This window comes from Pseudomonas sp. AC463, assembly GCF_979253585.1.
Window position 1 is genome coordinate 1 of the sequence record NZ_CEEDDZ010000392.1, and the last position, 306, is coordinate 306.

General features: G+C 61.4%; 1 protein-coding gene. It reads right to left on the minus strand.

Annotated features, from left to right (window positions below):
* On the minus strand, positions 1 to 190 hold a 190-nt coding region (locus tag AC0IYH_RS30675), incomplete at its 3' end, for a CoA transferase (protein WP_471837932.1).
* Positions 191 to 306: the final 116 nt, after the last annotated feature.

Below are 306 nucleotides of genomic sequence, written 5' to 3' on the forward strand. Positions count from 1 at the left end.
GGAAGCCGGGGCTGTCCTCTCCCTTCCGGCGAAATCCCATCGAGCGGCGCGAGCTGTCGCCGACCTGCGGCGGTTCGACCTTGATGACGTCGGCGCCCATGTCGCCCAGCAACATGCAGCAGAACGGCCCGGCCATGACCTGGGACACGTCGAGGACGCGGATGCCCGCCAAAGGCTGGTTGCTCGTCATCGTCCCACTCCCCCCATCACGGCTTGTACATCCGTCCTGCATTCAAGAAATAGAAATTGCATACAATATGTTCGTATCGTCGCAAGTCACAGATCACTCAGCCGGCAGGCCTGGTC